Origin of the sequence: Mycobacteroides chelonae CCUG 47445 (assembly GCF_001632805.1) — a bacterium.
In the GTDB taxonomy this organism is placed as follows: domain Bacteria; phylum Actinomycetota; class Actinomycetes; order Mycobacteriales; family Mycobacteriaceae; genus Mycobacterium; species Mycobacterium chelonae.
In genome coordinates, this window is record NZ_CP007220.1 from 1324993 (window position 1) to 1349925 (window position 24933).

The window sequence follows — 24933 nt, forward strand, 5'->3', positions numbered from 1 at the left end:
GATGGCTGAGATTGTGCTGGACCAGGTGTCCAAGACGTACGCGGACGGCTCCGCGGCGGTACAGGACGTCAGCCTGAATATCGCCGACGGCGAGTTCATCATCCTGGTCGGGCCCTCGGGGTGCGGTAAGTCCACGACGTTGAACATGATCGCCGGACTCGAGGACATCTCCTCGGGCGAGCTCACGATTGCCGGTGAGCGGGTCAACGAGAAGGCGCCCAAGGATCGCGATATCGCCATGGTGTTTCAGTCGTACGCGTTGTATCCGCATATGACTGTGCGCCAGAACATTGCCTTCCCGTTGACCCTGACCAAGATGAGCAAGGCCGACGTGAACGCAAAGGTCGAAGAGGCCGCGAAGATCCTGGATCTGACCGACTATCTGGATCGCAAGCCCGCCAACCTCTCCGGCGGACAGCGGCAACGAGTGGCGATGGGCCGGGCGATCGTTCGCAGTCCGAAGGCATTTCTCATGGACGAGCCGTTGTCCAATCTGGATGCCAAGCTGCGGGTGCAGATGCGTACCGAGATAGCGCGGCTGCAAAAGCGGTTGGGCACCACCACCGTCTACGTCACGCATGACCAGACTGAGGCGATGACGCTCGGTGATCGGGTGGTGGTCCTGCGCGCCGGAAAGGTGCAGCAGGTCGGTGCTCCCCAGGAGCTTTACGACACCCCGGCCAACCTGTTCGTCGCCGGTTTCATCGGATCCCCGGCCATGAACTTCTTCCCGGCGAGGCTTACCGATATCGGAGTGCAGCTGCCGTTCGGCGAGGTGACACTCGAGGCGAGCGTCTACGCCAACGTTTCTGCCAAGAAGGCCGGTGTTTTGGGCAGCGACGTGATCGTGGGGATTCGGCCCGAGCAGTTCGAGGACGCCGCGTTGGTCGACACCTACAAGCGGATCACCGGACTGACGCTCACGGTGAATGCCGACATGGTGGAGTCGCTGGGCTCGGACAAGTACGTGCACTTCACCACCGAAGGCGGTGCGGCTCATTCGGACGAGCTGGCCGAACTCGCGCAGGAGGCCGGGGTGGCTGGGGCAGACGAAAACGAATTTGTGGCAAGGCTTTCCGCGGCATCCAAGGTTGTGGAGGGTCAGCCCGTCGAGCTGATCATCGACACCGGCAAGCTGGTGATATTCGATGCCGCATCCGGGGAGAACCTTTCACTGCCCGGCAATGACACTGCCAGGCAGTGACCGGCCCGGGGATGAGTTCGGACGAGATCGTCCGTCACGTACGCGCCCATCTGGCCGATCACTTCACGGGTATCGGTGCGGGCGAGCCGGATTCGGCCTCGGTGACCTTTCTCGGAGCTGAGCCCTATGAGCTGCTGCGCTATGGTCCCGATAACGCCGAGGTATCGCATTTCGTCTCGGTGGGAGCTTCGCGCTATCCCATGGCCGACCCGGGGGAGATGCTGACTTCAGAGGAGCTGGGTCCGCGCGCCGAAGTGCTGATCAGTCTGCGCGGCAACGTCTTTCCCGGCCTGGCTCGATCTCTTGCGGTGCTGGCCGCCTCGCCGGCGGTGGAGGGGCTGGTGCTTACCGAGGACGCGCTCGTCGATCTGGGCCAGCCACTCTGGGACGATCCGGCACGGCAGGCGTACACGGCGGTATTGCTGCAGACCGGCGATATCCCGGATCTGCTGTTGCCCGAACCGCTCTCGCCGGTGCGTTTTCTGGTGGCGGTGCCCATCACGGCCAGCGAAGCGGCTTGGGTACGGCTCAAGGGAGCCGATGCGCTGAGGGACGCCTGGCTGCAGGCCGATATCGATGTGAAGGACCCGTCGCGCGCCCACGCGCAGCCGAGCTAGCGCGCTACAGCCACCCGTTCTTTCGGAAGTTCCGGTACAGCAGCGTGCACACGACGACCATGACGAGCAGCACGATTGGGTAGGCGGCCGGCTCGGCCAGTTCGGGCATGTGCTCGAAGTTCATGCCGTAGATGCCGGCGAGCATGGTCGGAAACGCGGCGATGCCCACCCACGCGCTGATCTTGCGCATGTCGGTGTTCTGTTGCATGGCCACCTTGCCCAGGGCCGCATTCACCAGGGAGGTGAGCATCTCGTCGTAGCTCCCGATCTGATCGGCGGCGTGGCTCTGATGATCGAGCACGTCACGCAGGTACCGCCGGACTTCCTTGGTGATCAGGTCGTTGTGGTCTTGGGTGAGCTTGCTGAGTGCTCCCGTCAGCGGGCTGATCGCGCGGCGCAACTCCACCACTTCACGCTTGAGCATGTAGATGTGCTCGATATCGGTGCTCGATCGGGGCGAGAAGACGTTCTGCTCCATCGCATCGATATCGGTCTCGACAAGGTCGGAGACCTCCATGTACGAGTCGACCACGCGATCGGCGATGGCGTGCATGACGGCATACGGGCCCAACCGCATGTGGTCGGGATCGGAATCCATCTGGGCGCGCACCTTCGCCAACCCGCTGTGGTCGCCGTGGCGCACCGTCACCACGAAGTCGCCGCCGACGAAAATCATGATCTCGCCGGTCTCCACGATCTCGCGGGCCGAGGAGATAGATTCGTGTTCAACGTAATTCACGGTCTTGAGAATCAAGAACAAGGTGTCGTCGTACCGCTCGAGCTTCGGACGGTTGTGCGCGTGCACGGCATCCTCGACGGCCAGCCGGTGTAGTCCGAACGGCTGGGCGACCGCCTCCATCTGATGTTCGTCGGGTTCGTGCAGCCCCACCCACACGAACCCGCGGTCCAGCGAGCGCACCTTCTCCAGCGCGGCGGTGGGCGTGTACTTGCCCGGCAGCCGGACCCCGTCGACGTATACGCCACAGTCGACAATGGCGCGGGCGAGAGGGACCGGGATGCGTTTGGCATCGGTCTCGGGTTCACGGCCGCGGATAGGTGAACGCAACGACGACGGATTGACCGACGGAAATCGCGCCATGATGTGGGCTCCCTGCTCGCAACCAATCGTTCTGCGGAACCGTTCCGCGAGATGGTAACCCGCGAGCCTGTGGGACCGCCTGGGACACTGAAATCGTGACATTCGATATTGCGGTGTTCACCTCAGTGTTCATCACCCTGGTCGTCATCATGGATCCCCCGGGTGCGGTACCGGTGTTTTTGTCGCTGACGGGCCGACAGCCCGCCGCCGAACGACATCGTGCCGCCTGGCAGGCGCCGGCGGTCTCGTTGACCGTCATCTCGATGTTCGCGATCGGCGGCCAGGCGATCCTGACCTATCTACATATAGGTGTGCCCGCGCTGCAGGGCGCCGGCGGCCTGCTGCTGCTCATCACGGGCCTATCTCTGTTGATGGGCGGCGCCACCAGCCAGAACGCAGACAGCGGGGTCAACGTGGCGCTTGTCCCGCTGGGCACCCCGCTGATGGCGGGGCCGGGAGCCATCGCGGCGACCATCATCGCGGTCCGTCAGGCGCAGGGGCAGGTGGGCACCTATCTGGCTATCGCCGCCGCGATCCTGTGCGTGCACGTGGTGCTGTATCTGACGCTGAGGTTCTCGACGGTGCTGATCAGGGTGCTGCGGGAGGGCGGGATCATGCTCTTGGCCCGGGTCGCAGGCTTGTTACTGGCTGCCATCGCGGTGCAGATGATCGCCGAGTCGGTGCGCGGATTCGTGGCAGGCGCGTAACGGGCCGCTCACAGTTCCAGAGTCGCCAGGAGTGACTTTCGAGGGGGCCAGTAGTCTCACCGCTGTGACCGCATCCGACGTTGTCGTGACAGATGAAGAGATTTTCGAAGCACATATCGACGGGAAGCTGTCGGTAGAGCTCAAGTCGCCGCTGGACACACAGCGCGCACTGTCGATCGCCTACACCCCGGGTGTTGCGCAGGTATCGCGGGCCATTGCCGCCGACGCCAGCCTGGCCAAGAAGTACACCTGGGCCCATCGCCTGGTCGCGGTGGTCAGCGACGGCAGCGCGGTGCTCGGCCTCGGTGATATTGGTCCTTCGGCGTCGCTGCCCGTCATGGAGGGCAAGAGCGCGTTGTTCAAGACCTTCGCCGGGCTCAACTCCATCCCGATCGTGCTCGACACCAAGGATCCCGACGAGATCGTCGAGACGCTGATCAGGCTGCGCCCCACCTTTGGTGCGGTCAATCTGGAGGACATCTCGGCGCCCCGCTGTTTTGAAATCGAGCGTCGCGTGATCGAGGCGCTGGACTGTCCGGTGATGCACGATGACCAGCACGGCACAGCCATCGTGGTGTTGGCGGCGCTCATGGGAGCATCGCGGGTGTTGGGCCGCGATCAGAAGTCGCTCAAGGTGGTGATCTCCGGTGCGGGCGCGGCCGGCGTCGCATGCGCCAACATCCTGCTGGCCGACGGCATTACCGACGTGACGGTGCTGGACTCGAAGGGCATTGTGCATTCCAGCCGCGATGACCTCAACGAGTTCAAGGCAGACCTTGCCGCACGCACCAACCCGCGCGGTCTCACCGGCGGACAGGCCGAGGCGCTCGCGGGTGCCGATGTGTTTCTGGGTGTTTCGGCAGGAAAGGTCGACGAGTCGCTGATCGCGACCATGGCAGACGAGAGCATCGTCTTCGCGTGCTCCAATCCCGACCCCGAGATTCACCCGCATGTGGCCGCCAAGTACGCCGCGATTGTCGCGACCGGGCGCAGCGACTTCCCGAACCAGATCAACAACGTGCTGGCCTTCCCCGGTGTGTTCCGTGGGGCATTGGACGCCGAGGCCACCAAGATCACCGAGCGGATGAAAGTGGCTGCGGCCGAGGCAATCTTCTCGGTCGTCGAACCTGACCTGGCGCCGAACAAGATTGTGCCGAGTCCGCTCGATCCGCGTGTCGGACCCGCCGTGGCGGCCGCGGTTCAGGCTGTCGCGCACGAGAGCGACTAGCCCTCTAGTCGTCGATGTTCAAGGTTCGCGCGTGCATAGCGGGGCTGCTGGCTGCAGTGTCCGTACTCGCCGCGTGTTCGGACAATCATGGTCCCGCACCGTATTTGACGGTGGTGACCACGAATGACCCGCAGTATCGGGTGCTTGCGCACATCTATGCCGCAGTGGTGAAGGCGACCGGTATCGATACCAAGGTGCGTGAGAGTCCCGATCCGGTAGCCGAACTGGATACCGGTATCGCGAGCGTCGCACCCGGGTTCACTGGGCGGCTGCTGCTGCAGTTCGCGCCACAGCAGCGGGCCAGCGGAGACGAGGAAGTCACGTATAAGGCCATGATCGCCGCGCTGCCCGCAGGTGTCGCGGCCGCCGACTATGGGACGGCAGAGGATCGCCCGGCCATTGCGGTTCCGTCCGGTACAACGAGTGTGTCGGCTAAACCCACGCTTGCCGGGCTCGCGCGGCATTGCGATGAACTGGCGCGTGCCGGGCAGGTGGGGCCGGGGCCCGTTCCCGTCGCGCGCATAGGTTCTTGCTCGACGGGTTATCCGCGTCAATTCCCCAGTACTGGTGAGCTTTTCGCGGCGCTCAAGCGTACAGAGGTGGCGGTGGCCTGGACATCCACCGCCAGCCCGGCCCTTCCGGTCAATGGGGTCACCCTGGTGGACGACGAAAAAAACTGGCTGCCGGCCAACAACGTCGTTCCGCTGTACCGGCGCAATGAACTGTCCGAACCGCAGGTTTTGTCGCTCAATAAGGTCGCCGGCGAGCTGACCACCGGTGACCTGGCGGCGATGACCCGCGAGGTATCCGGCGGTGCGGATCCACAGCGAGTAGTGGACACCTGGCTTAACGATCACCAGATTCTGCTGCGCTAGCTGGCGGTGATGTGCTGGCTCGCGATAACAGTGGCGAGCCTCGTTACGTGATCTATGACCTGTGTTTCGGTGAGAATGATTGCACCCGAGTGCCATTCGCTCATCATGCCGGTGAAACCGTTGAGGCCGATGGTGACGTCGACGCGGAATGCGTCGGCGTCGGCGTCTGGGCGCAGATATGGACGGCCGGTGTCGATCATGAGTTCAACCAGCTCCCGCTGCGATGCTTGTCTCTTCTTCTCGAGTGCGGGACATCCCGTGTGGTTGCCCAGCAGTACTTGTGCACGGGGGAAGTCATCCGCGACCCATGTGACGAGAACGTGCAGCGCCCGATTGAGGGTCTCCAGGGGTGGACGAGCGGGATCTCCAACAAGAACCTCCACAACGGCGGCGAGCAGTTCGGATCGGATGCCCTCCCACACCGCGACCAGCAGCTCGTCTCTATCGGAGAAGTCCTCGTAGAAATATCGGGTGTTCAGGGTGGTGTGCGCACAGACTTTGCGCATCGTCACCGCTGCCCAGCCGGACTCGCGCCAGATGTCCAAGGCGGCGCGGACGAACCGTGAACGGCGCTCTTGGCGTCGTTCGGCGTGCGTTTGACCGCCGTAGAGGTCGGACGTGCGGCGCATCTGTCGATGATCGCAAATCTCGGCGATTCCTTGAAAACTTTGACGATAGACGCTCTAATGTAAATGATCTCATGTGAGATCAGATGATCTGGGATCTCGGGTCTGGCATATCGGAGAGGTGGAGACAATGACGTCTGCAGCGGTTCGCACTGTGGAGACCGGGGTGGTGAAGGGCGACAAGCCACTGCTTGTCTCGGGCGCGCCGGCAACCCGACTCAACGGTCTGCTGATGACATTCGAGGTGGCGCGGTATGGACTGGATCCCGACCAAGGCTTGGTTCGTCGGATCGCGGGACGTGACATCACCCGATGGCGTTGCGGAAATAGGAACTTCGTCGGCCTAACCCATCCCGACTACATCGATCACGTCTTTCACGCCGGGAGGCTTAACTACCACAAGTCGTTCGAGTTTGAGTTACTGCGTGCCCTGCTCGGCCTGAATCTTTTTACAGACGAGGAAGAGTCCTGGCAGTGGCATCGAACGCTGCTTAATCCGATGTTCGCTAAACGCAGGCTAAATGGTCTGGTCGACCTGATGATTGAGCCGATCGAGGAGATGGTGGCTGAAATTGATTCGCAGGGTGACGGACCCATCGAAATGAGCCTATCGGATGCAATGGTGCGACTCACGCTCAACATCGTGGGAAACGCTTTATTCGGTAGGCAATTCGGTGCTATCTCCGATGCGATGTCAGACAAAGTGACCGCAGGTCTGCGGTTCGGTGTCAAGTTTTTGCGGCTGTTCCTCATTGCAGAGCCGCCTCGATGGTTGTTCCGTACGGTGATGCGGGGAGCGTTCTTGCCGGTACCGCTCCCTTGGCCGTTCAGGCACGTGCAGGTGGTCGCGAAAACACTGGACAAGGCGGTCTGGGACTTGGTGCGCGATCGCAAGGCTAATCCCATCGATGGGGTTGACCTTTTGAATTACATGCTCACGACTGAGGCTGAGGACGGTAAGCCTTTGTCGGACAAGCGAGTCCGTGATGAGTCAATAACGTTCATGTTGGCGGGACACGAGACGACGGCCAATGCGCTGTCTTGGATGTGGTACTTGCTGGCATTGAATACCAACGCCCGCGATCGGATGCTTGCCGAGATCGATCAGGTTCTGCAGGGGCGAACTCCGGGAGCAGATGACCTGTCGAAGTTGCCGTGGACGACTGCATGTTTCTTGGAGGCGATGCGTTACTACAGTCCGGCGTGGATTGTTCCGCGGGTGGCAGTGAAGGACGACGTTATCGGTGGTCATCGAATTCGAAAGGGCACCACAATAATTATGCCCGGGCATCTGGTGCACCATGACGAGCGGTGGTGGGCCGACCCAGACGAGTTCGACCCGTCGCGATTCTTGCCAGGTGAGGGCAAGGATCGGCCCCGTAGTGCGTATATGCCCTTTGGGGGCGGTAAACGCATATGCATCGGCCAGAGTTTCGCAACGATGGAGTCGGTGTTGGTGACGGCGATCTTGAGTCAGCACTTCGTGTTTGATCTGAAGCCGGGCCATCCCGTCGATCCGGAAGGCACCCTGACGTTGCGCCCGCGCCATGGCCTACAGGCCATCGCCCGGCGGAGACACGTGGCATGAAGATTCCGCAACGCGTCGTGATAACCGGTGCCGCTAGTGGTATCGGCACTGCCACCGTGCAACATTACGCACGCGCGGGCACCGAGGTGATCGGCCTGGATATCAACGAGGACGCCCTGCAGGCTGCCGCGGGCGCCGCTCGGCATGGTGGTGGCCGGGTATTCGGATATGCCTGCGATGTGGCGGATTTGGCGTCGGTCGAGGAAGCCTCCGCCCGTATCAAGGCCGAACACGGTCCCGTTGACATCCTCGTTAACAACGCGGGCGTGGGTGTGGGGGGTGACTTTCTGGAAACCACACATGAAGACTGGATCTGGCTACGGTCCATCAATTACGACGGGGTTGCGCATGGCTGTAGGGCGTTTGGACCCGACATGGTGGCGCGTGGGAGCGGTCACGTGGTCAATGTGGCCTCCGGGGCCGGCTATATCCCGACGCGGCGGATGGCGTCGTATTGCGCGTCCAAGGCTGCGGTCATCATGTTTTCCCGATGCCTGCGGGCGGACTGGGCGGGGCGTGGTGTGGGAGTCAGCGTTATCTGTCCGGGCGTAATCAAAACGCCCATTCTGGAGCACACCCGCCTACGCGGCGCCATCGGTGCTGAAAAGGAGCTGATGGAAAAGGGATTCAAACTCGGGCACCCCCCAGATGCGGTGGCCAAAGCCATTGCTCGTGCCGCCCGGCACAACTTGGCACTTGTTCCCGTGGGCGTGGAATCACGGCTCGCCTACCACGCACTCCGTGCTCTGCCGGCTTCGGTCGGCAACCTACTTGCCCGCGTATGACTCACTCGAGAACTGGAGCCTTCATGACAACCGCTGTCGACAACGATGGTTTGGCCACCACCACCCGGTCATCGGCTCAGCCGGCGGCAAAGCGCCCGCGACCCGATCACCTCATTATCATCATCGGTGCCGGTTTCTCGGGTATAGGAACAGCAATAGCACTGCAAAACAACGGGTTCCGAGATGTTCTACTGATCGATGAGGCCGACGGCGTCGGTGGAACATGGCATTGGAACACCTACCCGGGCATCGCGGTCGACATCCCGTCGTTCAGCTACCAGTTCTCCTTCGAGAAGCAACGTGATTGGTCACGTAGCTACGCGCCCGGCCGCGAGCTGAAGGCGTATGCCGAGCACTGTGTCAAGAAATACGTACTGGCCGAAAAGATTCGGTTCAACACCACGGTCACCGGCGCGGTGTTCGACGAACAGGAGTGCCTGTGGACTGTCAGCACCGCCACAGGAGAACAGTTGACTGCACGGTTTCTCATCAACGCGTGCGGCGTACTCACTCGCCCGGTGTATCCGGAGATCGACGGCATCGAGGACTTCGAGGGCCAGACAATGCATACCGCCCGTTGGGACCACACCCAGAACCTGGCCGGAAAGCGGGTGGGCATCATAGGAACCGGTGCCTCGGCGGTTCAGATAATCCCCGCTATCGCTCCCGAAGTAGAGCATCTCACCGTGTTTCAGAGAACCCCCATTTGGTGCCTGCCCAAGCCCGATTTCTCGTTGCGCGGCAGCATATCTCGATTGATCACCCGTCTACCCGGCGGCTTACAAGCCACCAGGCTGGCGAGTCAGGCATTCGTGGAAGCCACTTTTCCGATCCCAGCGCACTATCACGGGGCAATACCCGGTATGTCGCCCGTCGTGGAATCCCTAGCGCGCAGGTTTCTGCATAGCCAGGTTCGGGACCCGGAAACCCGTGACAAGCTCACGCCGCGGTATGGATTGGGTTGCAAGCGGCCAAGTTTTCACAACGGGTATCTCGCGACTTTCAACCGCGACAACGTCACGCTCGAAACTGGCCCCATTGTCCGGGTCGGCGCCCACACGGTCCATGTATCCGGTGGTGCAGAGCATGAACTGGATGTGCTCATCCTCGCGACCGGTTTCAAGGTGATGGACCCGGGCAATATGCCGACCTACGACCTGACCGGACGTGACGGTATTACCCAGCAGGCCTACTGGGATACGCACCGCCTCCATGCCTATGAGGGGGTGAGTGTGCCCGGATTCCCCAACCATTTCTCGATCATGGGGCCGTACGGCTACAACGGGTCATCGTATTTCGCGCTGATCGAAGCACAATCCACCCATATCGCTCGCTGTCTGTTGCGCGCACGCAAGCTCGACGCGAACTATGTCGAAGTCACCCAACGCGCCAATGACCGTTTCTTCGCGGAAATGCTCAGGCGCAGACGCCGTCAGATCTTTTGGCAAGACAGCTGCGCGCATTCCAACAGTTACTACTTCGACAAAAATGGCGATGCGCCGTTGCGTCCGACCACGACGTTGGAATCCGCCTGGCGCAGTCGCACATTCAACCTCGACGACTATCGATTCGAGTCCGCGGCCCCGGCGGTTGCGGAAGGCTGAGAATTGCTGTCAGTGAGGGGCCCGCAGCCCAAGCTCGCTGACCTGGGGTGACGCCGTCGGCAATCAGATTGTGACTTGACCCGGTTATTTGACACGTGGTACCTAAATGTTCATTATGGCGATCCCTCTGGGCCCCAATGTTGCGGCCACAGCACCCGTACGTGGCACTGAGCTGTACCCGGGCGACCTGCCCGGATTGCGGCTCCCGAACGGCGTGGAGGGCTGGGCGCGGCCCGAGCTGGCCTCCGTGGTCCGAACCTTCGAGTGGATGTTCACCAAGTATCGCCTCGGCGGCGGTGGCCTCTGCGTCTACGTCGACGGTGAACCGGCATTGGACATCTGGGCCGGTGCGGCTGCTGCCGGGCAGGGCTGGACACGTGACACCGGAGCGCTCGTGTTCTCGGCGTCGAAGGGTATCGCGGCCACCGTCATTCACCGTCTGGTCGACCGGGGCCTACTCGCCTATGACGCCCCGGTTGCGCGTTACTGGCCGGAGTTCGGAGCCAACGGTAAGTCGTCGATCACCGTGCGTCAGGTTCTCGATCACCGCGCCGGACTGTCCCGGTTGGACGGGATCGCGCGCCATGCAGAGGAAGTCACCGACCACGAGCTCATGGAACAGCGTCTGGCCGCGGCGCCGGTCGACAAGTTCTACGGCAAACGCGCGTATCACGCACTCACCTTCGGGTGGCTGCTTGCGGGCCTGGCCCGGTCGGTCACCGGCAAGGACATGCGTGAGCTGTTTCGTACCGAGATCGCCGAGCCGCTCGGAGTCGAGGGGATACACCTCGGACGTCCGCCACGGACCTCGTCGACCAAGGCCGCCTCGATGTACCCATTCCTGGATCCGGTGGCGACCCGGCCCGTGGTGGGCCGGGTGCTGCCGACAGTCATCCGTGCCATCGATCGTCTTCCCGGTTTCGAGGGTGCGATCGGCACGATGTACGAGCCCGGAATGGAGCGGATCCTCGCCGATGACGGCACCCTGAGTTCAGCGCTGTACGACATGCAGGCACCGGCGGCCAACGCGGTCGCGACGGCACCGGCGCTCGCCAAGATGTACGCCGCCCTGGCGGGCGGTGGCACTGTCGAGGGCCGCGATTTCCTTTCCCCGGAAACTGTTGCCGGGCTTGCTCGTAGGATCAATCTGAGCATCGACCGCACCATCGTGTTCCCCATGGGCATGCACCTGGGATACATGTCGCTGCCTATGAATGGATTCCGCGGCGGCTTCGGCCACATCGGGCTCGGCGGCTCGATGGGATGGGCCGACCCTAAGCGCAAGATCGCTGTGGGCCTTGCGCATAACCGGCTGCCGCTGACCATGGCTCTCGACCAGATCTCGTTTGCGTTCTTGTGGCCGCAGATCGTCAAGGCCGTCGGCTGACATCGTGAAGTGCCCCCAATCGTCGCGGGTCGATTGGGTATCTGTCCTGACATCTGATTCATCACCCTTGTCTTGACGCCAAGTACCTGGTACTCACTGTTACTTATGGCACAACCTCACGGCCTCGATGACGCGGTCCCGGAATCACCGCTACCCGCCCCCTTCGCCTATCCGCCGCTGGAACGCGGTGTGGAGCTGCCGCCGGGGGTGAACGGCTGGGCGCGCCCCGAGTTCCGAGGGGTGGTGCGCGTTTTCTCGCTTGCCTTCACCCGGTACCGCGTGGGCGGTGGCGCGATCTGTGTGTACGTGGACGGCGAGCCCGTACTGGATCTGTGGGCCGGTCAGGCGCAGAAGGGGCAGGTCTGGACGCGTGATACGGCGCCGGTGATCTTCTCGGCGTCCAAGGGGGTTACCGCCACGATCATCCACAAGCTGGTGGACCGCGGACTGCTTGAGTACAACGCCCCGGTCGCCCGGTACTGGCCCGAGTTCGCCGCCCACGGTAAGGGTGTGATCACGGTCGACGAAATCCTGTCGCATACGGCAGGGTTGTCGCGGCTGACGGGTATTGCGCACAACTACGAGGAGATGTTCGACCCGGATCTGATGGCCGACCGGTTGGCCGCAGCGCCCGTCGACAGATATTTCGGCAAGCCCGCCTACCATGCGTTGTCCATCGGCTGGCTCATGGGACGGCTCGCCAAGGCCGTCACCGGTAAGGACCTCGAGGAGCTGTACCGCACCGAACTGGCCGAGCCGCTAGGGGTCGACGGTATCCACATGGGTAGGCCGCCCAAAGGTGCGCCCTCCGAATCAGCTGCGCTCACACCGCATTTGGACAGGGTCGCGCGGTCCGGCTTTATCCGTCGGACGGCTCCGCCGGTCATGGGGATGCTCGACAGGATGCCCGGGGCCAAGGGCGCGGCCTCCACGCTGTACCAGCCGGGCGCCGAGATGCTGCTTGCCGACGACGGGCATGCGAGTGCTCCCGTGATGGATCTGCGGTGCGGTGCCGGCAGTGCCTGCTGTACCGCACCCGCGTTGGCCAAGCTTTACGCGGCCCTGGCGGGCGACGGCAGCGTTGACGGAACGCGATTGCTCTCGCCCGATGTCACCAAGGGTCTCGGACGTAAGAACAGCTACCAGATAGACCACACGCTCGGGATACCGATGGGCTGGCACCGCGGGTATCACTCCCTGGTGGCGCCGGTGATAGGTGGCGGCTTCGGGCATATTGGCGCGGGTGGCTCCTTCGGCTGGGCCGATCAGAAGCGCAAGATCTCGGTTGCCATCGTGCACAACAGGCTGCCGACGACGATGGTCTTTGACCAGACCATCATCGGCACCTTCTTGCCGTCGATCATCCGCGCGGCGCGCTAGCGCGACACGGATGATCGACTCGGGTCGTTACTTCCCGGGCTTGGGCATGATGAAGCCCGTCACCAGCGAGAAGATGTCCTGGTAGCGGGAGCCGGTCACGCGAACGACCAGGTCAAGGATCTTGGCATCGGGCCCGACGAGCACCCGTGGCTTCTTCTTGCGGACGGCGGTCAGGATGATGCGGGCCGCGGCCTCGGGGCTGGTGTTCGCGAGGTACTTGTCGAACATCGCGGCCATCGCCTGCTGGTCGTAACCCTCCGCGGTGGTGGAGTTGCGTGCGATGGCGGTCTTGATGCCACCGGGGTGCACACAGGTGACCGCGACCGGCTTCTTGCCGATGATCATCTCCTGGCGCAGTGATTCGGTGAAGCCGCGCACCGCGAACTTGGCTGAGTTGTAAGCACTTTGGCCTGGCATGGACAGCACGCCGAACAGGCTGGAGACGTTGACGACGTGACCGTCGCCGGAGGCGATCAGGTGTGGCAGGAAGGCCTTGGTGCCGTTGACCACGCCCCAGAAGTCGACGTCGATGATCCGCTCGATGTCTTTGAACTGGCTTTCTTCCACCTCGCCCTGGTAGGCGATGCCGGCGTTGTTGTAGATCTGGTTGACCTTGCCGAAGTGCTCCTTGATGGCGTCGGCGTAGAGCAGGAAGGCTTCGCGCTCAACGACATTGAGGCGATCGGCGCGAACCTCCGCGCCCAGGGCCTTGACCTGGCGTTCGGTCTCTGCGAGGCCTTCGGCATCGACATCGCTGATGGCCACCTTGGCGCCCGAGCGCGCGAGTTCCACCGCCAGTGCACGTCCGATTCCCGAACCCGCACCGGTCACCACGGCCACCTTGCCGCTGAAGCCTTCCATAGATGTCTCCTTGTTAGACGACTGTCAAATAGTCAGGGTAATGGGTCAGTGGGAACGTTTGGGCATCAGGAATCGCTCGACGAGAACGAACAGATCCTGGTAGCGCGCGCCGGTCAGCCGAACCAGGAAGTCGATCACCTTGGCGTCGGGGCCAACGAGTACGCGCGGCTTCTTTTTACGGACTGCGGTGAGGATGATGCGGGCCGCGGCCTGCGGACTGGTGCGTGCGACCCGATCGAACAACTTCGCGAACTGCGCGTGGTCATAGCCCTCGGCCATTGTGGCGTTGCGGGCCACGTTGGTCTTGACGCCGCCGGGGTGTACGCAGGTGACCGCGACCGGCTTCTTGCCGGTGATCATCTCCTGGCGCAGTGATTCGGTGAAGCCGCGCACCGCGAATTTGGCTGCGTTGTAAGCGCTTTGGCCGGGAGCCCCCATGATGCCGAAGATGCTGGAGACGTTGACGACATGGCCGTCGCCGGAGGCGATCAGGTGTGGCAGGAAGGCCTTGGTGCCGTTGACCACGCCCCAGTAGTCGACGTCGATGATTCGCTCGATGTCCTTGAATTCGCTGACTTCCAGGTCCCCGTGGAAGTCGATGCCGGCGTTGTTGTAGATCTGGTTGACCTTGCCGAAGTGCTCCTTGACGACGTCGGCGTAGAGCAGGAAGGCTTCGCGCTCGGCGACGTTCAGCCGATCAGCGCGAACCTCCGCGCCCAGGGCCTTGATCTGACGTTCGGTCTCGGCGAGGCCCTCGTTGTCGATATCGCTGATGGCTACCTTGGCGCCCGAGCGCGCGAGTTCCACCGCCAGTGCACGTCCGATTCCCGAACCCGCACCGGTCACCACGGCCACCTTGCCGCTGAAGCCATCCATGATTACTCCTGACAGATTTACGTTGTGACGCTGACGTCAATCAGTGAGGGTAATGGATGGTGGCGCGGCGCGGTCGGGTGCCGGGTAGGTGAGGCTCAGGCCTTGAGGCCAACGCAGATCCAGTCGACCGACACCAGCGGTGGCGTGAACGGGCGCTCCACCGGGCGATGCACGACGACATCGAACCCGGCACGCGAGAACAGCCGCTCCATTTCCCCGGCCGTGGGGAAGTGCGCAGGTCCACGTTCTCCGGTTCCGCGCCGCATCCAGCGGCGCTCCCTCGGGCAGATCGTGGCGACCGAGACCATGCCGCCGGGGGCGAGTACGCGATGGAACTCCGCCAGCGCGGCGGGCTAATCGAAGAAATGGAATGCCGACGTTGTGACGACCGCGTCGAGAATGCCGTCCTCGAACGGGAGTTGTTCCGCGGGGGCCTTCCTCCACTGGACCTCGGCGGACCGTGCTCTCGCCTTGGCGAGCATGCCGTCGGACATATCGACCCCGAAAACAGAGGGCTGACGCAGCTCGGACTGAATCCGCGACGCCAATATGCCAGTACCACAGGCAATATCGGCGATTCGCCGAGCGTCGTGCGCGCGTAATTGCTTAATGGTGTCGTTTTGTGCCGGGCTGTAGATGTGGCGTTGCACAAGCGGGAAGTTGTACACCTTCGACATCAGGGTCCAGTACCGCGTAACCAGATTGTTAAGCGAACGCCGTGGGGCGATGGCAGTCATCGTTGAAACGTAGGATCGGCGCCCCGGGAAAGTCGTGGACTCGTCCTGATCTTTGTGAAAGATACGAGGCCCACGCCCGAAAGCTATGACCGGCCCCAATAACCGGCGAACCGGTGCGATGAACCTTCGAGCAAACCTCCCAACTTGGGTACAGGACGGTAGGGTGCGCAAGGGTCTCACGGATGTGATCGGTGAGGGATACGGGTATTCCACGATGCAGTGGGAGAAGGTTGGAGTCCGCTGATGACGGCGTCACTCAGTGATCGGTTCATGCGTCGGCTGCCGGAAACGGCGCGCCGCGCGGTGGACTGCTTCGCTTCCGAGGTGCCGTACTACGGAATGCTGCCGCGCGAGGTTCTCGACGGTGAGATCACCGAGTTCACCAAGCAGCACTTCCGAATCTTCTCCCGGGTGATGCTGGAATCACGGGCGCCCACCGAAGACGAATTCGCGGTGTCGATCCTGGCTGCGTCCCGGCGCGCGCAGGAGGACATACCGCTACCGGCGATCCTGGCCGTCTACAACGTCGCCGCTCGGGTCGGCATAGAGACACTCCGGGAGTTGGCAACCCCTGACGAGTTCGACCAGGTGCTGGCCATCAGCATGCAGGTGCAGCGATATCTGCAGTTGATGCTTCCAGCCGTCACCGCCGCGTACCTCGAAGAGCGCCAAGGTCTTTACAGTGCGACGACCGAGGCCCGGCGCGATCTCTTCGATGCTTTGGTCAAGGGGGCGCCGTGGACCGATGCCGCCGAACGCGCCAGTGTCACGCTCGCACTGTCGTACAACGTGCTGTTCCTGTACATGCCCGAACCCGCAGCCAACACCGTCGTGGCGCGCAGACGGGCGCATTTGGTGCAGGACATCGTCGACGAGCACGCACGCGAGCCCGTGCTTACCTCCTTAGACGGCCGCGGCGGCACCATCTTGCTGCCTGCGGTGGGCGCGGTGGAGTCACTGCTGCCGTTGTTCTCCGAGGTGGCCGGGGGACCGGTCACGCTCGGAGTTTCCCATGCGACCGAGCCCGGTGAGATTGCCGCCGCCGCGGATGAAGCACGCGAATTGGCTTTACTCGCATTACGGCTCGGCCGAGCACCGAGTGCGTACCGGCTCTCCGATCTGCTGCTGGAGTACCAGATCACCCGCCCGGGTAGAGCCCGAGACCTACTTGCCGCCACCATCCAGCCACTCGCGTCCCACCCACATTTACAGCAAGCACTCAGTGCGTATCTGCAACACGAGCATGGACGGCAGCTCGCGGCCAAATCGCTGCACGTGCATCCGAATACCCTCGACTACCGATTGCGCCGGGTCGCCGAACTCACCGGCCTGGACCCCGCGCAGCCCTCGGCCGCACGGACATTGGCGGCGGCCCTGCTGGCGGTCAGAACCGCCGGCGGTATGCCGTCACAGTCGTCCGGCAAGTAGCTTCACGACTGCCACGATCTGCCGGAGGTACATGATCACCGCGCGAGGCGACAGGACCGTCGACAATACGGTCCGGACGTCGGGTCGTGTGGGTAATGTCTTGCCGCGCATGCGTTCATCAAGCCAGCCAAGCGCGTCATGGCCGCCGGACAGTAACAGGAAGACACGGTCGCTGGCACGGTCGCGCCGATAGGTGACCTGTGCGCCACCGGCGATGTAGTCCTCGGCGAGCTGGTCCGTGCTAGAAACCGGCAACAAGACATCGTGGATCGAGTGATAGAGATAAATCGGTGCGGTGGGGGTGCGCAGCCCCAGCGTCATCGCGTCGGTGAGGGCGGCGATTTCCGGGGTGTCCATCACTTCCTCGAGCGGGCGATCGAAGATCCTGTTGAAGTTGAGAAATGGCCAGTACAGCAGGGCCTGGATGACGGTGAGGCGCTCGGCCTTCTCGACCATCCGGCGGCCTCTCTTGGTGAGGTGCTTCTGCAGAAACTCCTGGATGGAGGGGCTTACCCGCATCATGGCCGCCAGCACGATGATGATGAGGCCCGACGCGTACTGGCCGCTGAGCTGATGCATGAGGGGGCCGGGTTGGGGTGCGGGCGCACCGATCAACGCCCCGACCAGGTTGAGTTCGGGCGCGTACTCACCGGCGAGTTCGGCGGCCCACGCGGTGGCGTTGCCGCCGGCCGAGTACCCCCACACCGCGGTCGGTGTTTGGTTGGTCAGGCGCGGTATGCCGTCCTCGCCGGATGCGGCAATGGTGGCGCGCAGCGCGTCCAGCACGTGGTAGCCGGGTTGTTTGGGCGCCATCCAGAGCCCCTTCGGGCCCTCATGGTCGCTGATGGTGACGATCCACCCCCGCTGTAGCGCGGCAACCGCCAGCAGAAACTCGTTCTGCGACTGGTTGATACCGAAGGTGCGGTGCTGCAGGTAATAGGAGGGGAACCTCTTGGGGGTGACGGCGTCGATCGCACTCTGAAAGGCCAGCAGCGGAGATTCCGATGTCGCGTTCTTGGGGACGAGCACCGTGGTCACCGTGGTCTCCGGCGCACCGTGCAGGTCGGTGCTGCGATAGAGCACCTGCCAGGCATGCAGCTTCAGCGGGAAGATCCCGAAGAAGCCGATCTGAACTCGCCGGCGTCGCAGGGGTGTTCCGGGTGCGGCCTTCTCCCAGCCGTCAGCCGGACGGAAGAACGGGTCCTGCGGCGACGGTAATGGCTTGCCAAGTTGCATCGGCCAGGCCTCGATGGGCTGGGTCGCCGGGGCCGACGTGGGCGCAGTGCCGGCTGTCATCTGGCTCCTGTCCTAGCTCTTGTCATCCCGGGTGAATCGATGGGCTGTGCTGATGCCGAAGAAGAATCAGGGGATTTGCGCAGCGTATTCAACAAGAATGATTCGTGGCAACGAATCGACATTGAATCGGGGTTACCCACCAAGGTGCCAGTTTGACCTTGTGGTTCATCACCGATTAGGCAAACGGCCGAAGTCAACCTCGAGACCATTTTCAGGATACACGGACCGCTATCACCGCTGCCCAGAGGGTTGCTGGCGGCGAATGTCGTTGCCTAAAATGAACATACTGGTTAATTTCTTGCCGCAAAGGGTGGGCCACTGATGCGGCGTCTACAGGCGCCCGAGGAAAAGCTTGAGAATTCCCCACTGCCCGCGCAGCTGGCTCCCCATGGCCCGGAGGGTCAAGGAGGTCGAAAGCACGGTCCGGACGTCAGATTCCGGCGGCAGGGGGCTGCCCGCTAACCGCGCAGCCAACCACCCGAGGGCGTCACTGCTGCCGAGTATGGCGAGCAGGATGTGCTCGGTGGTCCGGTCGCGCCGGTAGGTGACATGCGTGCCACCCGCGATGTAGTCCTGTGCCAGCTTGTCGGAGGCCGTGATCGGCAGTAGCTGGTCACGGACGGCGTGGTACAGGTAGACCGGCGCGCTGGGTGTGTGTTGCCCCAGGCGCATTTCCTCGGTGACGGTGCTGATTTCGGGGGCGTTCATCAATTCCTCGACGGGCCGATCGACGAGCGTGTCGAAGTTCTTGAACGGCCACCGTAGCGTCGATTCGACCAGGCCCACCTCGGCCGCTTTGGCGATGATCTGACGACCACGCGGGTTCAGATGCCCACCGAGGAATTCGCGAGCACCCGGGTGTGCCCGCATCATCGCGGCCAGCACCGGTGGGATGAGTCCCGAGGCAAATCTGCCGCTGTGTTTGCGCACCAGCGCGCCCGGCTGGGCGGCGGGAGCGCCGAGCAGAGCGCCGACGACATTGAGTTCTGGTGCGTAGACAGGCGCCATTTCGGCCGCCCAGGTGCTTGCCGTCCCGCCTCCGGAGTATCCCCAGAATCCGACGGGGGCATCGGCGGGGAGCTGCGGTATGCCGTGTGTGCCGCTGGCGTTCAAGGTAGCTCGCACACCGTCCAGCACGTGATACCCCGGTTGTCGGGCCACCATCCATAGTCCTTGTGGCCCTTCGTGATCACTCACCGAAACGACCCAGCCGCGGGCGAGTGCGGCCACCATCAACAGCAGTTCGTTCTGGGTCTGGTTGAGCCCGAACGTATGCGGAAGCAGGCCATAGGAGGGGAATGCGCGCGGGGATACCGCATCGATGGCGCATTGGTAGGCCAGAACCGGTGACGTCTCATGTGCGTCGCGGGGAACCAATACCGTCGTCACGGTGGTCTCGGGCGCGCCGTGGAGATCTGTGGTGCGGTAGAGCAGGTGCCAGGCCTGCAGGCGTAACGGGATGACGCCGAACAGTGCAATCCGAACTCTCCTGCGCCGCAACAGACTTCCGGGCAGTGTGTTTTCCCAGCCGGACGGAGGGCGATAGAACGGGTCCTCGGGTGAGGGCCTGGGCTTACCGCTAAGCGGTGGCCATTCCTCCACCGGCAGTGTTATGGGTTCGATTGCGGGTGCGGTCTTGGCCGTCATTGGCGCAGCGTATTGAACACGCGCGCAACGGGACAGAGGTCCAAGAATGAATCAGGCCCGCCCCCTAAGGGGCGGGCCTGACCTTGGGCTCAATCACTCCTGCGCAGATGTGGGGGCGAAGGCCTCGTCGATGATCTCCTGCTGCTCGACGGCGTGCACCTTCGAGGAGCCGGACGACGGCGCCGACATGGCGCGGCGGGAGATCTTGGTCAGACCGGCCAGGCGTGGCACCACCTCGGGCAGGTTCAGACCGAAGGTCGGCCACGCACCCTGGTTGGCAGGCTCTTCCTGCACCCAGATGTACTGTGCACCATCGGGATAACGGCTGAGAGTCTCCTCCAGGCGATAACGCGGGATGGGGTACAGCTGCTCGATGCGCACGATCGCAACGTCGTCACGCTTGTCGGCAGTCTTGCGTGCCAGCAGGTCGTAGTACAGCTTTCCGCTGGTCAGCAGAATTCTGCGGACCTTGCTCCGATCGCCGACCCCGTCCTCGTAATTGGCTTCTTCGAGGACAGAGCGGAACTTGCGATCGGTGAAGTCCTTGATATCGCTGACCGCAGCCTTGTTGCGCAGCATGGACTTCGGTGTGAAAACCACCATCGGGCGGGTGATGCCGTCCAGCGCGTGCCGGCGCAACAGGTGGAAGTAGTTCGCGGGTGTCGAGGGCATCGCGACCGTCATCGAACCCTCGGCGCACAGCTGCAGGAACCGTTCGATCCGGCCCGAGGTGTGGTCGGGACCCTGCCCTTCGTGGCCGTGGGGGAGCAGCAGCACCACTTCGGAGAGCTGTCCCCACTTGGCCTCGCCGGAGGAGATGAACTCGTCGATGATGGACTGCGCGCCGTTGACGAAGTCGCCGAACTGGGCTTCCCACAACACCATTGCGTCGGGGTTGCCCACCGAGTAGCCGTATTCGAAGCCGACGGCCGCGTACTCGGACAGTGATGAGTCGTGCACCACGAGATGGCCGCCGGTGGGGTTACCTTCGGCGTCGACACTGACCAGCTGCAAGGGGCTGAACTCATCGCCGTTGTGCCGGTCGATGATCACCGCGTGGCGCTGGGTAAAGGTGCCGCGCTTGGAGTCCTGGCCGGACAACCGCACTACCTTGCCCTCGGCGACCAGGGTGCCGAATGCGAGGAGCTCGCCGAAGGCCCAGTCGACCTTGCCTTCGTAGGCCATCTCGCGACGCTTTTCCAGCACGGGCTTGACGCGCGGGTGCACGCTGAAGTCCTCGGGTACCGCCAGGAAGGCGTCACCGATGCGTTGCAGCAGTGCCTTGTCGACGGCGGTGACCAGCTTCTGCGGGAGCTGCTGGTCTTCTTCCACGGACTCGCTGGGCCGCTGCTGGTACTTCTCCAGGTCGCGGACTTCGTTGAACACCCGCTCAAGCTGACCTTGGTAGTCCCGGAGGGCGTCCTCGGCCTCCTTCATCGAGATGTCGCCGCGGCCGATGAGGGATTCGGTGTAGGTCTTACGCACACCGCGCTTGGTGTCGATGACCTCGTACATCTGCGGGTTGGTCATCGAGGGATCGTCGCCCTCGTTGTGACCGCGCCGGCGGTAGCAGACGAGGTCGATGACGACGTCCTTGTTGAACTTCTGCCGGAAGTCGACGGCCAGGCGTGAGACCCAGACGCAGGCCTCGGGGTCGTCCCCGTTCACGTGGAAGATCGGGGCGCCGATCATCTTCGCGATATCGGTGCAGTACTCGGTGGAGCGGGAATGCTCCGGCGCGGTGGTGAAACCGATCTGGTTGTTCACCACGATGTGAATGGTGCCGCCGGTGCGGTAGCCGGGCAGGTTGGCCAGGTTCAGGGTTTCCGCGACCACACCCTGTCCGGCGAATGCGGCGTCACCGTGCAACATCAACGGCACCACGGTGAAGCGGCCACCATCGGTGCCGACGTCGAGGAGATCCTGCTTGGCGCGAACCAGGCCCTCCAGTACCGGGTCGACCGCCTCAAGGTGCGAGGGATTGGCCGTCAGTGACACCTCGATGTCGTTGTCACCGAACATCTGGATGTAGGTGCCGGAGGCGCCCAGGTGGTACTTGACGTCACCGGAGCCGTGGGCCAACGCCGGGTTCAGGTTGCCCTCGAACTCGGTGAAGATCTGCGAGTACGGCTTCCCGACGATGTTGGCCAGCACGTTCAGCCTGCCGCGGTGCGGCATACCGATGACCACTTCGTCGAGGCTGTGTTCGGCGCTTTGATCGATGACGGCGTCCATCATGGGGATGACGCCCTCAGCGCCTTCCAGTGAGAAACGCTTCTGCCCAACGTATTTGGTGGCCAGGAAGGTCTCGAATGCCTCGGCCGCGTTGAGCTTGGAGAGGATGTACTTCTGCTCGGCGACGGTCGGCTTGTCGTGCTTGACCTCGATGCGCTCCTGCAGCCACTTCTGCTGCTCGGGCTCCAGGATGTGGGTGTACTCCACCGCGGCGTGCCGGCAGTACGCGTCGCGCAGCACCGACAGCACGTCGCGCAGCTTCATGTACTCCTGGCCCTTGAATCCCGAGACCTTGAACTCGCGGTCCAGGTCCCACAGGGTCAGCCCGTGGCTGAGCACGTCCAAATCGGGGTGGCTGCGGAAACGGGTCTTGTCCAGACGCAGCGGATCGGTATCTGCCATCAGGTGGCCCCGGTTGCGGTATGCCGCAATCAGTTCCAGGACTCGGGCGTTCTTGTCGACGACGGAGTCGGGGTTGTCGACGCGCCAGCGCACCGGCTCGTACGGGATGCCCAACTCACGGAAGATGTCATCGAAGAAGTCGTCGGACAGCAGTAGCTGGTGCACCGTGCGCAGGAAGTCGCCGGACTCGGCGCCCTGGATGATGCGGTGATCGTAGGTGGACGTCAGCGTCATGTGCTTGCCGATGCCCAGATCGGAGATGCGCTCCTCGCTGGTGCCTTGGAACTCCGCGGGGTATTCGAGCGCACCGGCGCCGATGATGGCGCCCTGTCCGCGCATGAGCCGCGGCACCGAGTGCACGGTGCCAATAGTGCCCGGATTGGTCAGCGAGATGGTGACCCCGGAGAAGTCCTCGGCGGTGAGCTTGCCGTCCCTGGCCCGACGCACGATGTCCTCGTAGGCGTTGATGAACTGGCCGAAAGCCATTTCCTCGCAACCCTTGATGGCCGCCACCACCAGGGTGCGGTTGCCGTCCTTGCCGGGTAGGTCGATGGCCAGGCCCAGGTTCACGTGTGCGGGGGTGATGGCGACCGGCTTACCGTCCACTTCGGCGAAATGCCGGTTCATGTTCGGGAAGTCCTTGACGGCCTGGACGATGGCGTAACCCAGCAGATGGGTGAAGGAGATCTTGCCGCCGCGGGTGCGCTTGAGGTGATTGTTGATGACGATGCGGTTGTCGATCATCAGCTTGGCCGGGACGGCCCGGACGCTCGTGGCGGTCGGGATCTCCAGGGAGGCCGACATGTTTTTCACGACGGCTGCGGCGGCACCGCGCAGCACCTGCGTCTCGTCACCTTCGGCGGACGGGATAGGAGCGGCGGCAGGCTTCGGCGCCGGGGCGGCAGCTGCGGCCGGCTTGGGTGCGGCTGGGGAAGCGGCCGGCTTCGGTGCGGGCGCGGCCGGTGCCGCGGGCGCGGGGGTCGCCGGTGGTGCGGGGGCGGGTGCGGGTGCGGCGGATTGGCCGTTGGAGACATCGGTGGCGGGCTCGGCCACATAGTCGGCAAGAAACTCGTGCCAGCTGGAGTCCACCGAGGACGGGTCTTCCTTGAATCGCTGGTACATCTCTTCGACCAGCCATTCGTTCTGCCCGAATTGGGGATTTGAACCGTTCACGGCAGTCTTCGCCTCGCTCCGTCTCGTTCGATATTCAGTCCGTTCAGCGACCGCTACCAGGCTAACGCGTCGCCAAAAGGGGTGAGGTGTCACGGTGATATGACAGAGGCGACATCATCGGCGCCGCTGATGGCCGAAGGGTGGCTGGACCGTGAACAGCCAACCCTTCCGGTTACTAGGTCTTGGGCGCGACCAGACGCAGTTGCACCGGCCACACGGTCGGTGGCGGACCAAAGGCATTACGTGCGTTGGTAATGATCCGCTTGCCGATGAACCGGTTGCCACCAGCGCCGATGACGGCGCCGATTCCGGCCGGCAACAGCTTGCCGAACGCCATGGCCCCGCGTTTCACCGCGAATTTCTTGGTGAACCGCTTGAGCAGGGTGGCGTTGAGATGACTGAGCGCGGGTACCGGCAGCGTCGAGGTCGCCTCGGCCAGCCAGCCGCCGCCGACGGTGCGTTCCTTGCCCAGCACGTCCGAGACGGTCGTCTCACCGTCCTCGCCGAGCAGGACAGCGAGCACCAGCGTGTGCCGATGTTCGATCTTGGCGACCTCGATGTCGTGGACCGCCGCCAGTGCGAGGGTGAACAGGGACGTCGCCTCCAGGAACAGCACTGCCTCTCCGGCGGTGGCCGACAACGCCGCCAGAGTGCCTACTCCGGGGAAGGCGGCGGCGGCGCCGACTGCTGCGCCACTGCCCATCACCGTCGCCAGATAGCGCTTCTCCAACATGGTGATGACGTCGCCGGGTGCTGCGCCCGGGTGGGAGGCTCGTAGTTTCTGGACATACGCGCGGACCGCGGGTTCCTGAACTTTGGTGCTCTGGTCCAGGATCAGCGAGAGCACCTTGCCGGAGGCTCCGACTTTGGTTTCTTTACCCTTGCCTCCCAGGGCGAGCTGCCGCTGCGGTTCGGTGAAGCGAGTGCTCATCGGCGTGTGTTCCTTCAGTGCGGTGGGCTGGATGGGTCCACTGATTGTGAGCGAAGATTTTGTCTTCACAGTAATGAAGACGAATGGCGAGTGCTTTTCGTTCCTACTCCGGGGTTCATCGGGTGTGTTTCAGATGACTGCTTGACCTCATCCAGCGCTTTTGCCCACCGAGGGTGCGGTAGTGGATCGGTAGGTCGCGAGACGGATTCGGATAGCGGCGAGCAAAGTCGGCGGCGTTGATTGACTT

19 protein-coding genes and 1 pseudogene are annotated in these 24933 nt (G+C 63.2%); 11 read left to right on the plus strand and 9 right to left on the minus strand.

The features are described from left to right. Position 1 precedes the first annotated feature (1 nt). Together BB28_RS06590 and BB28_RS06595 are read left to right on the plus strand one after the other, a co-directional pair. Positions 2-1204, plus strand: coding sequence for an ABC transporter ATP-binding protein (locus BB28_RS06590; RefSeq protein WP_046252922.1), 1203 nt, complete (start codon positions 2-4; stop codon positions 1202-1204). Positions 1205-1215: 11 nt separating this feature from the next. After that, positions 1216-1821: a suppressor of fused domain protein gene (locus BB28_RS06595; RefSeq protein ID WP_046252923.1), complete on the plus strand. Its 606-nt coding sequence runs from the start codon at positions 1216-1218 to the stop codon at positions 1819-1821. A 4-nt stretch (positions 1822-1825) separates the two neighbouring features. Here BB28_RS06595 and corA read toward each other — a convergent pair whose 3' ends face one another. Next, positions 1826-2920: a magnesium/cobalt transporter CorA gene (gene corA / locus BB28_RS06600; RefSeq protein WP_030094819.1), complete on the minus strand. Its 1095-nt coding sequence runs from the start codon at positions 2918-2920 to the stop codon at positions 1826-1828. A gap of 95 nt (positions 2921-3015) precedes the next feature. Here corA and BB28_RS06605 point away from each other — a divergent pair, with 95 nt between their 5' ends. The 3 genes from BB28_RS06605 (at position 3016) to BB28_RS06615 (ending at position 5730) form a co-directional block, all read left to right on the plus strand. Then, positions 3016-3627, plus strand: a complete 612-nt coding sequence (locus BB28_RS06605; protein WP_030094820.1) for a MarC family protein — start codon at positions 3016-3018, stop codon at positions 3625-3627. A gap of 64 nt (positions 3628-3691) precedes the next feature. Continuing rightward, positions 3692-4855, plus strand: coding sequence for an NAD(P)-dependent malic enzyme (locus tag BB28_RS06610; protein ID WP_044104280.1), 1164 nt, complete (start codon positions 3692-3694; stop codon positions 4853-4855). Positions 4856-4965: 110 nt separating this feature from the next. After that, positions 4966-5730, plus strand: coding sequence for a glycine betaine ABC transporter substrate-binding protein (locus BB28_RS06615; protein WP_225422003.1), 765 nt, complete (start codon positions 4966-4968; stop codon positions 5728-5730). On the opposite strand, the gene BB28_RS06620 is transcribed toward BB28_RS06615, so the two are convergent. Next, complete coding sequence (locus BB28_RS06620; protein ID WP_046252925.1) at positions 5727-6359, minus strand: TetR/AcrR family transcriptional regulator; 633 nt, start codon at positions 6357-6359, stop codon at positions 5727-5729. The genes BB28_RS06615 and BB28_RS06620 overlap by 4 nt on opposite strands. Positions 6360-6486: 127 nt before the next feature. Here BB28_RS06620 and BB28_RS06625 point away from each other — a divergent pair, with 127 nt between their 5' ends. The 5 genes from BB28_RS06625 to BB28_RS06645 all read left to right on the plus strand — a co-directional run bounded on the left by BB28_RS06625 (position 6487) and on the right by BB28_RS06645 (position 13100). Continuing rightward, positions 6487-7944: a cytochrome P450 gene (locus BB28_RS06625; protein ID WP_078343073.1), complete on the plus strand. Its 1458-nt coding sequence runs from the start codon at positions 6487-6489 to the stop codon at positions 7942-7944. Next, positions 7941-8729 (plus strand): SDR family NAD(P)-dependent oxidoreductase, encoded by a 789-nt coding sequence (locus BB28_RS06630; protein ID WP_046252926.1) that lies wholly within the window; start codon positions 7941-7943, stop codon positions 8727-8729. The genes BB28_RS06625 and BB28_RS06630 overlap by 4 nt, the downstream gene beginning before the upstream one ends. Before the next feature lie 23 nt (positions 8730-8752). Next, on the plus strand, positions 8753-10333 hold the full coding sequence (locus tag BB28_RS06635; protein ID WP_081252220.1) for a flavin-containing monooxygenase: 1581 nt from the start codon (positions 8753-8755) through the stop codon (positions 10331-10333). Positions 10334-10448: 115 nt separating this feature from the next. Continuing rightward, positions 10449-11720 (plus strand): serine hydrolase domain-containing protein, encoded by a 1272-nt coding sequence (locus BB28_RS06640; RefSeq protein WP_046255599.1) that lies wholly within the window; start codon positions 10449-10451, stop codon positions 11718-11720. A gap of 105 nt (positions 11721-11825) precedes the next feature. Further along, positions 11826-13100: a serine hydrolase domain-containing protein gene (locus BB28_RS06645; RefSeq protein ID WP_046252927.1), complete on the plus strand. Its 1275-nt coding sequence runs from the start codon at positions 11826-11828 to the stop codon at positions 13098-13100. 27 nt (positions 13101-13127) lie between these two features. Here the strand turns inward: BB28_RS06645 and BB28_RS06650 are convergent, their stop codons facing one another. The 3 genes and pseudogenes from BB28_RS06650 to BB28_RS06660 all read right to left on the minus strand — a co-directional run bounded on the left by BB28_RS06650 (position 13128) and on the right by BB28_RS06660 (position 15574). Continuing rightward, on the minus strand, positions 13128-13961 hold the full coding sequence (locus BB28_RS06650; protein WP_046252928.1) for an SDR family NAD(P)-dependent oxidoreductase: 834 nt from the start codon (positions 13959-13961) through the stop codon (positions 13128-13130). Between the two features lie 45 nt (positions 13962-14006). Then, the gene (locus BB28_RS06655) at positions 14007-14837 is read right to left on the minus strand and encodes an SDR family NAD(P)-dependent oxidoreductase (RefSeq protein ID WP_046252929.1); all 831 of its coding nucleotides are present in this window, start codon (positions 14835-14837) and stop codon (positions 14007-14009) included. 95 nt (positions 14838-14932) lie between these two features. Beyond that, positions 14933-15574, minus strand: a pseudogene (locus BB28_RS06660) (class I SAM-dependent methyltransferase). Positions 15575-15817: 243 nt separating this feature from the next. Here BB28_RS06660 and BB28_RS06665 point away from each other — a divergent pair. Next, a complete protein-coding gene (locus BB28_RS06665; protein WP_046255600.1) occupies positions 15818-17002 on the plus strand; it encodes a PucR family transcriptional regulator in 1185 nt (394 codons plus the stop codon). Here the strand turns inward: BB28_RS06665 and BB28_RS06670 are convergent. The 4 genes from BB28_RS06670 to BB28_RS06685 form a co-directional block, all read right to left on the minus strand. Beyond that, entirely contained in the window at positions 16982-18298 is a 1317-nt protein-coding gene (locus BB28_RS06670; protein ID WP_046252930.1) for a lipase family protein, read from the minus strand. The two genes, BB28_RS06665 and BB28_RS06670, sit on opposite strands and share 21 nt — an antisense overlap. Positions 18299-18628: 330 nt before the next feature. Then, positions 18629-19945, minus strand: coding sequence for a lipase family protein (locus BB28_RS06675; protein WP_046252931.1), 1317 nt, complete (start codon positions 19943-19945; stop codon positions 18629-18631). A gap of 93 nt (positions 19946-20038) precedes the next feature. Beyond that, positions 20039-23755, minus strand: coding sequence for a multifunctional oxoglutarate decarboxylase/oxoglutarate dehydrogenase thiamine pyrophosphate-binding subunit/dihydrolipoyllysine-residue succinyltransferase subunit (locus BB28_RS06680; protein WP_075874218.1), 3717 nt, complete (start codon positions 23753-23755; stop codon positions 20039-20041). Between the two features lie 175 nt (positions 23756-23930). Beyond that, positions 23931-24686 carry a hypothetical protein gene (locus BB28_RS06685; protein ID WP_046255601.1) on the minus strand — a complete coding sequence of 252 codons (756 nt, stop codon included), beginning with the start codon at positions 24684-24686 and terminating at the stop codon, positions 23931-23933. Positions 24687-24933: the final 247 nt, after the last annotated feature.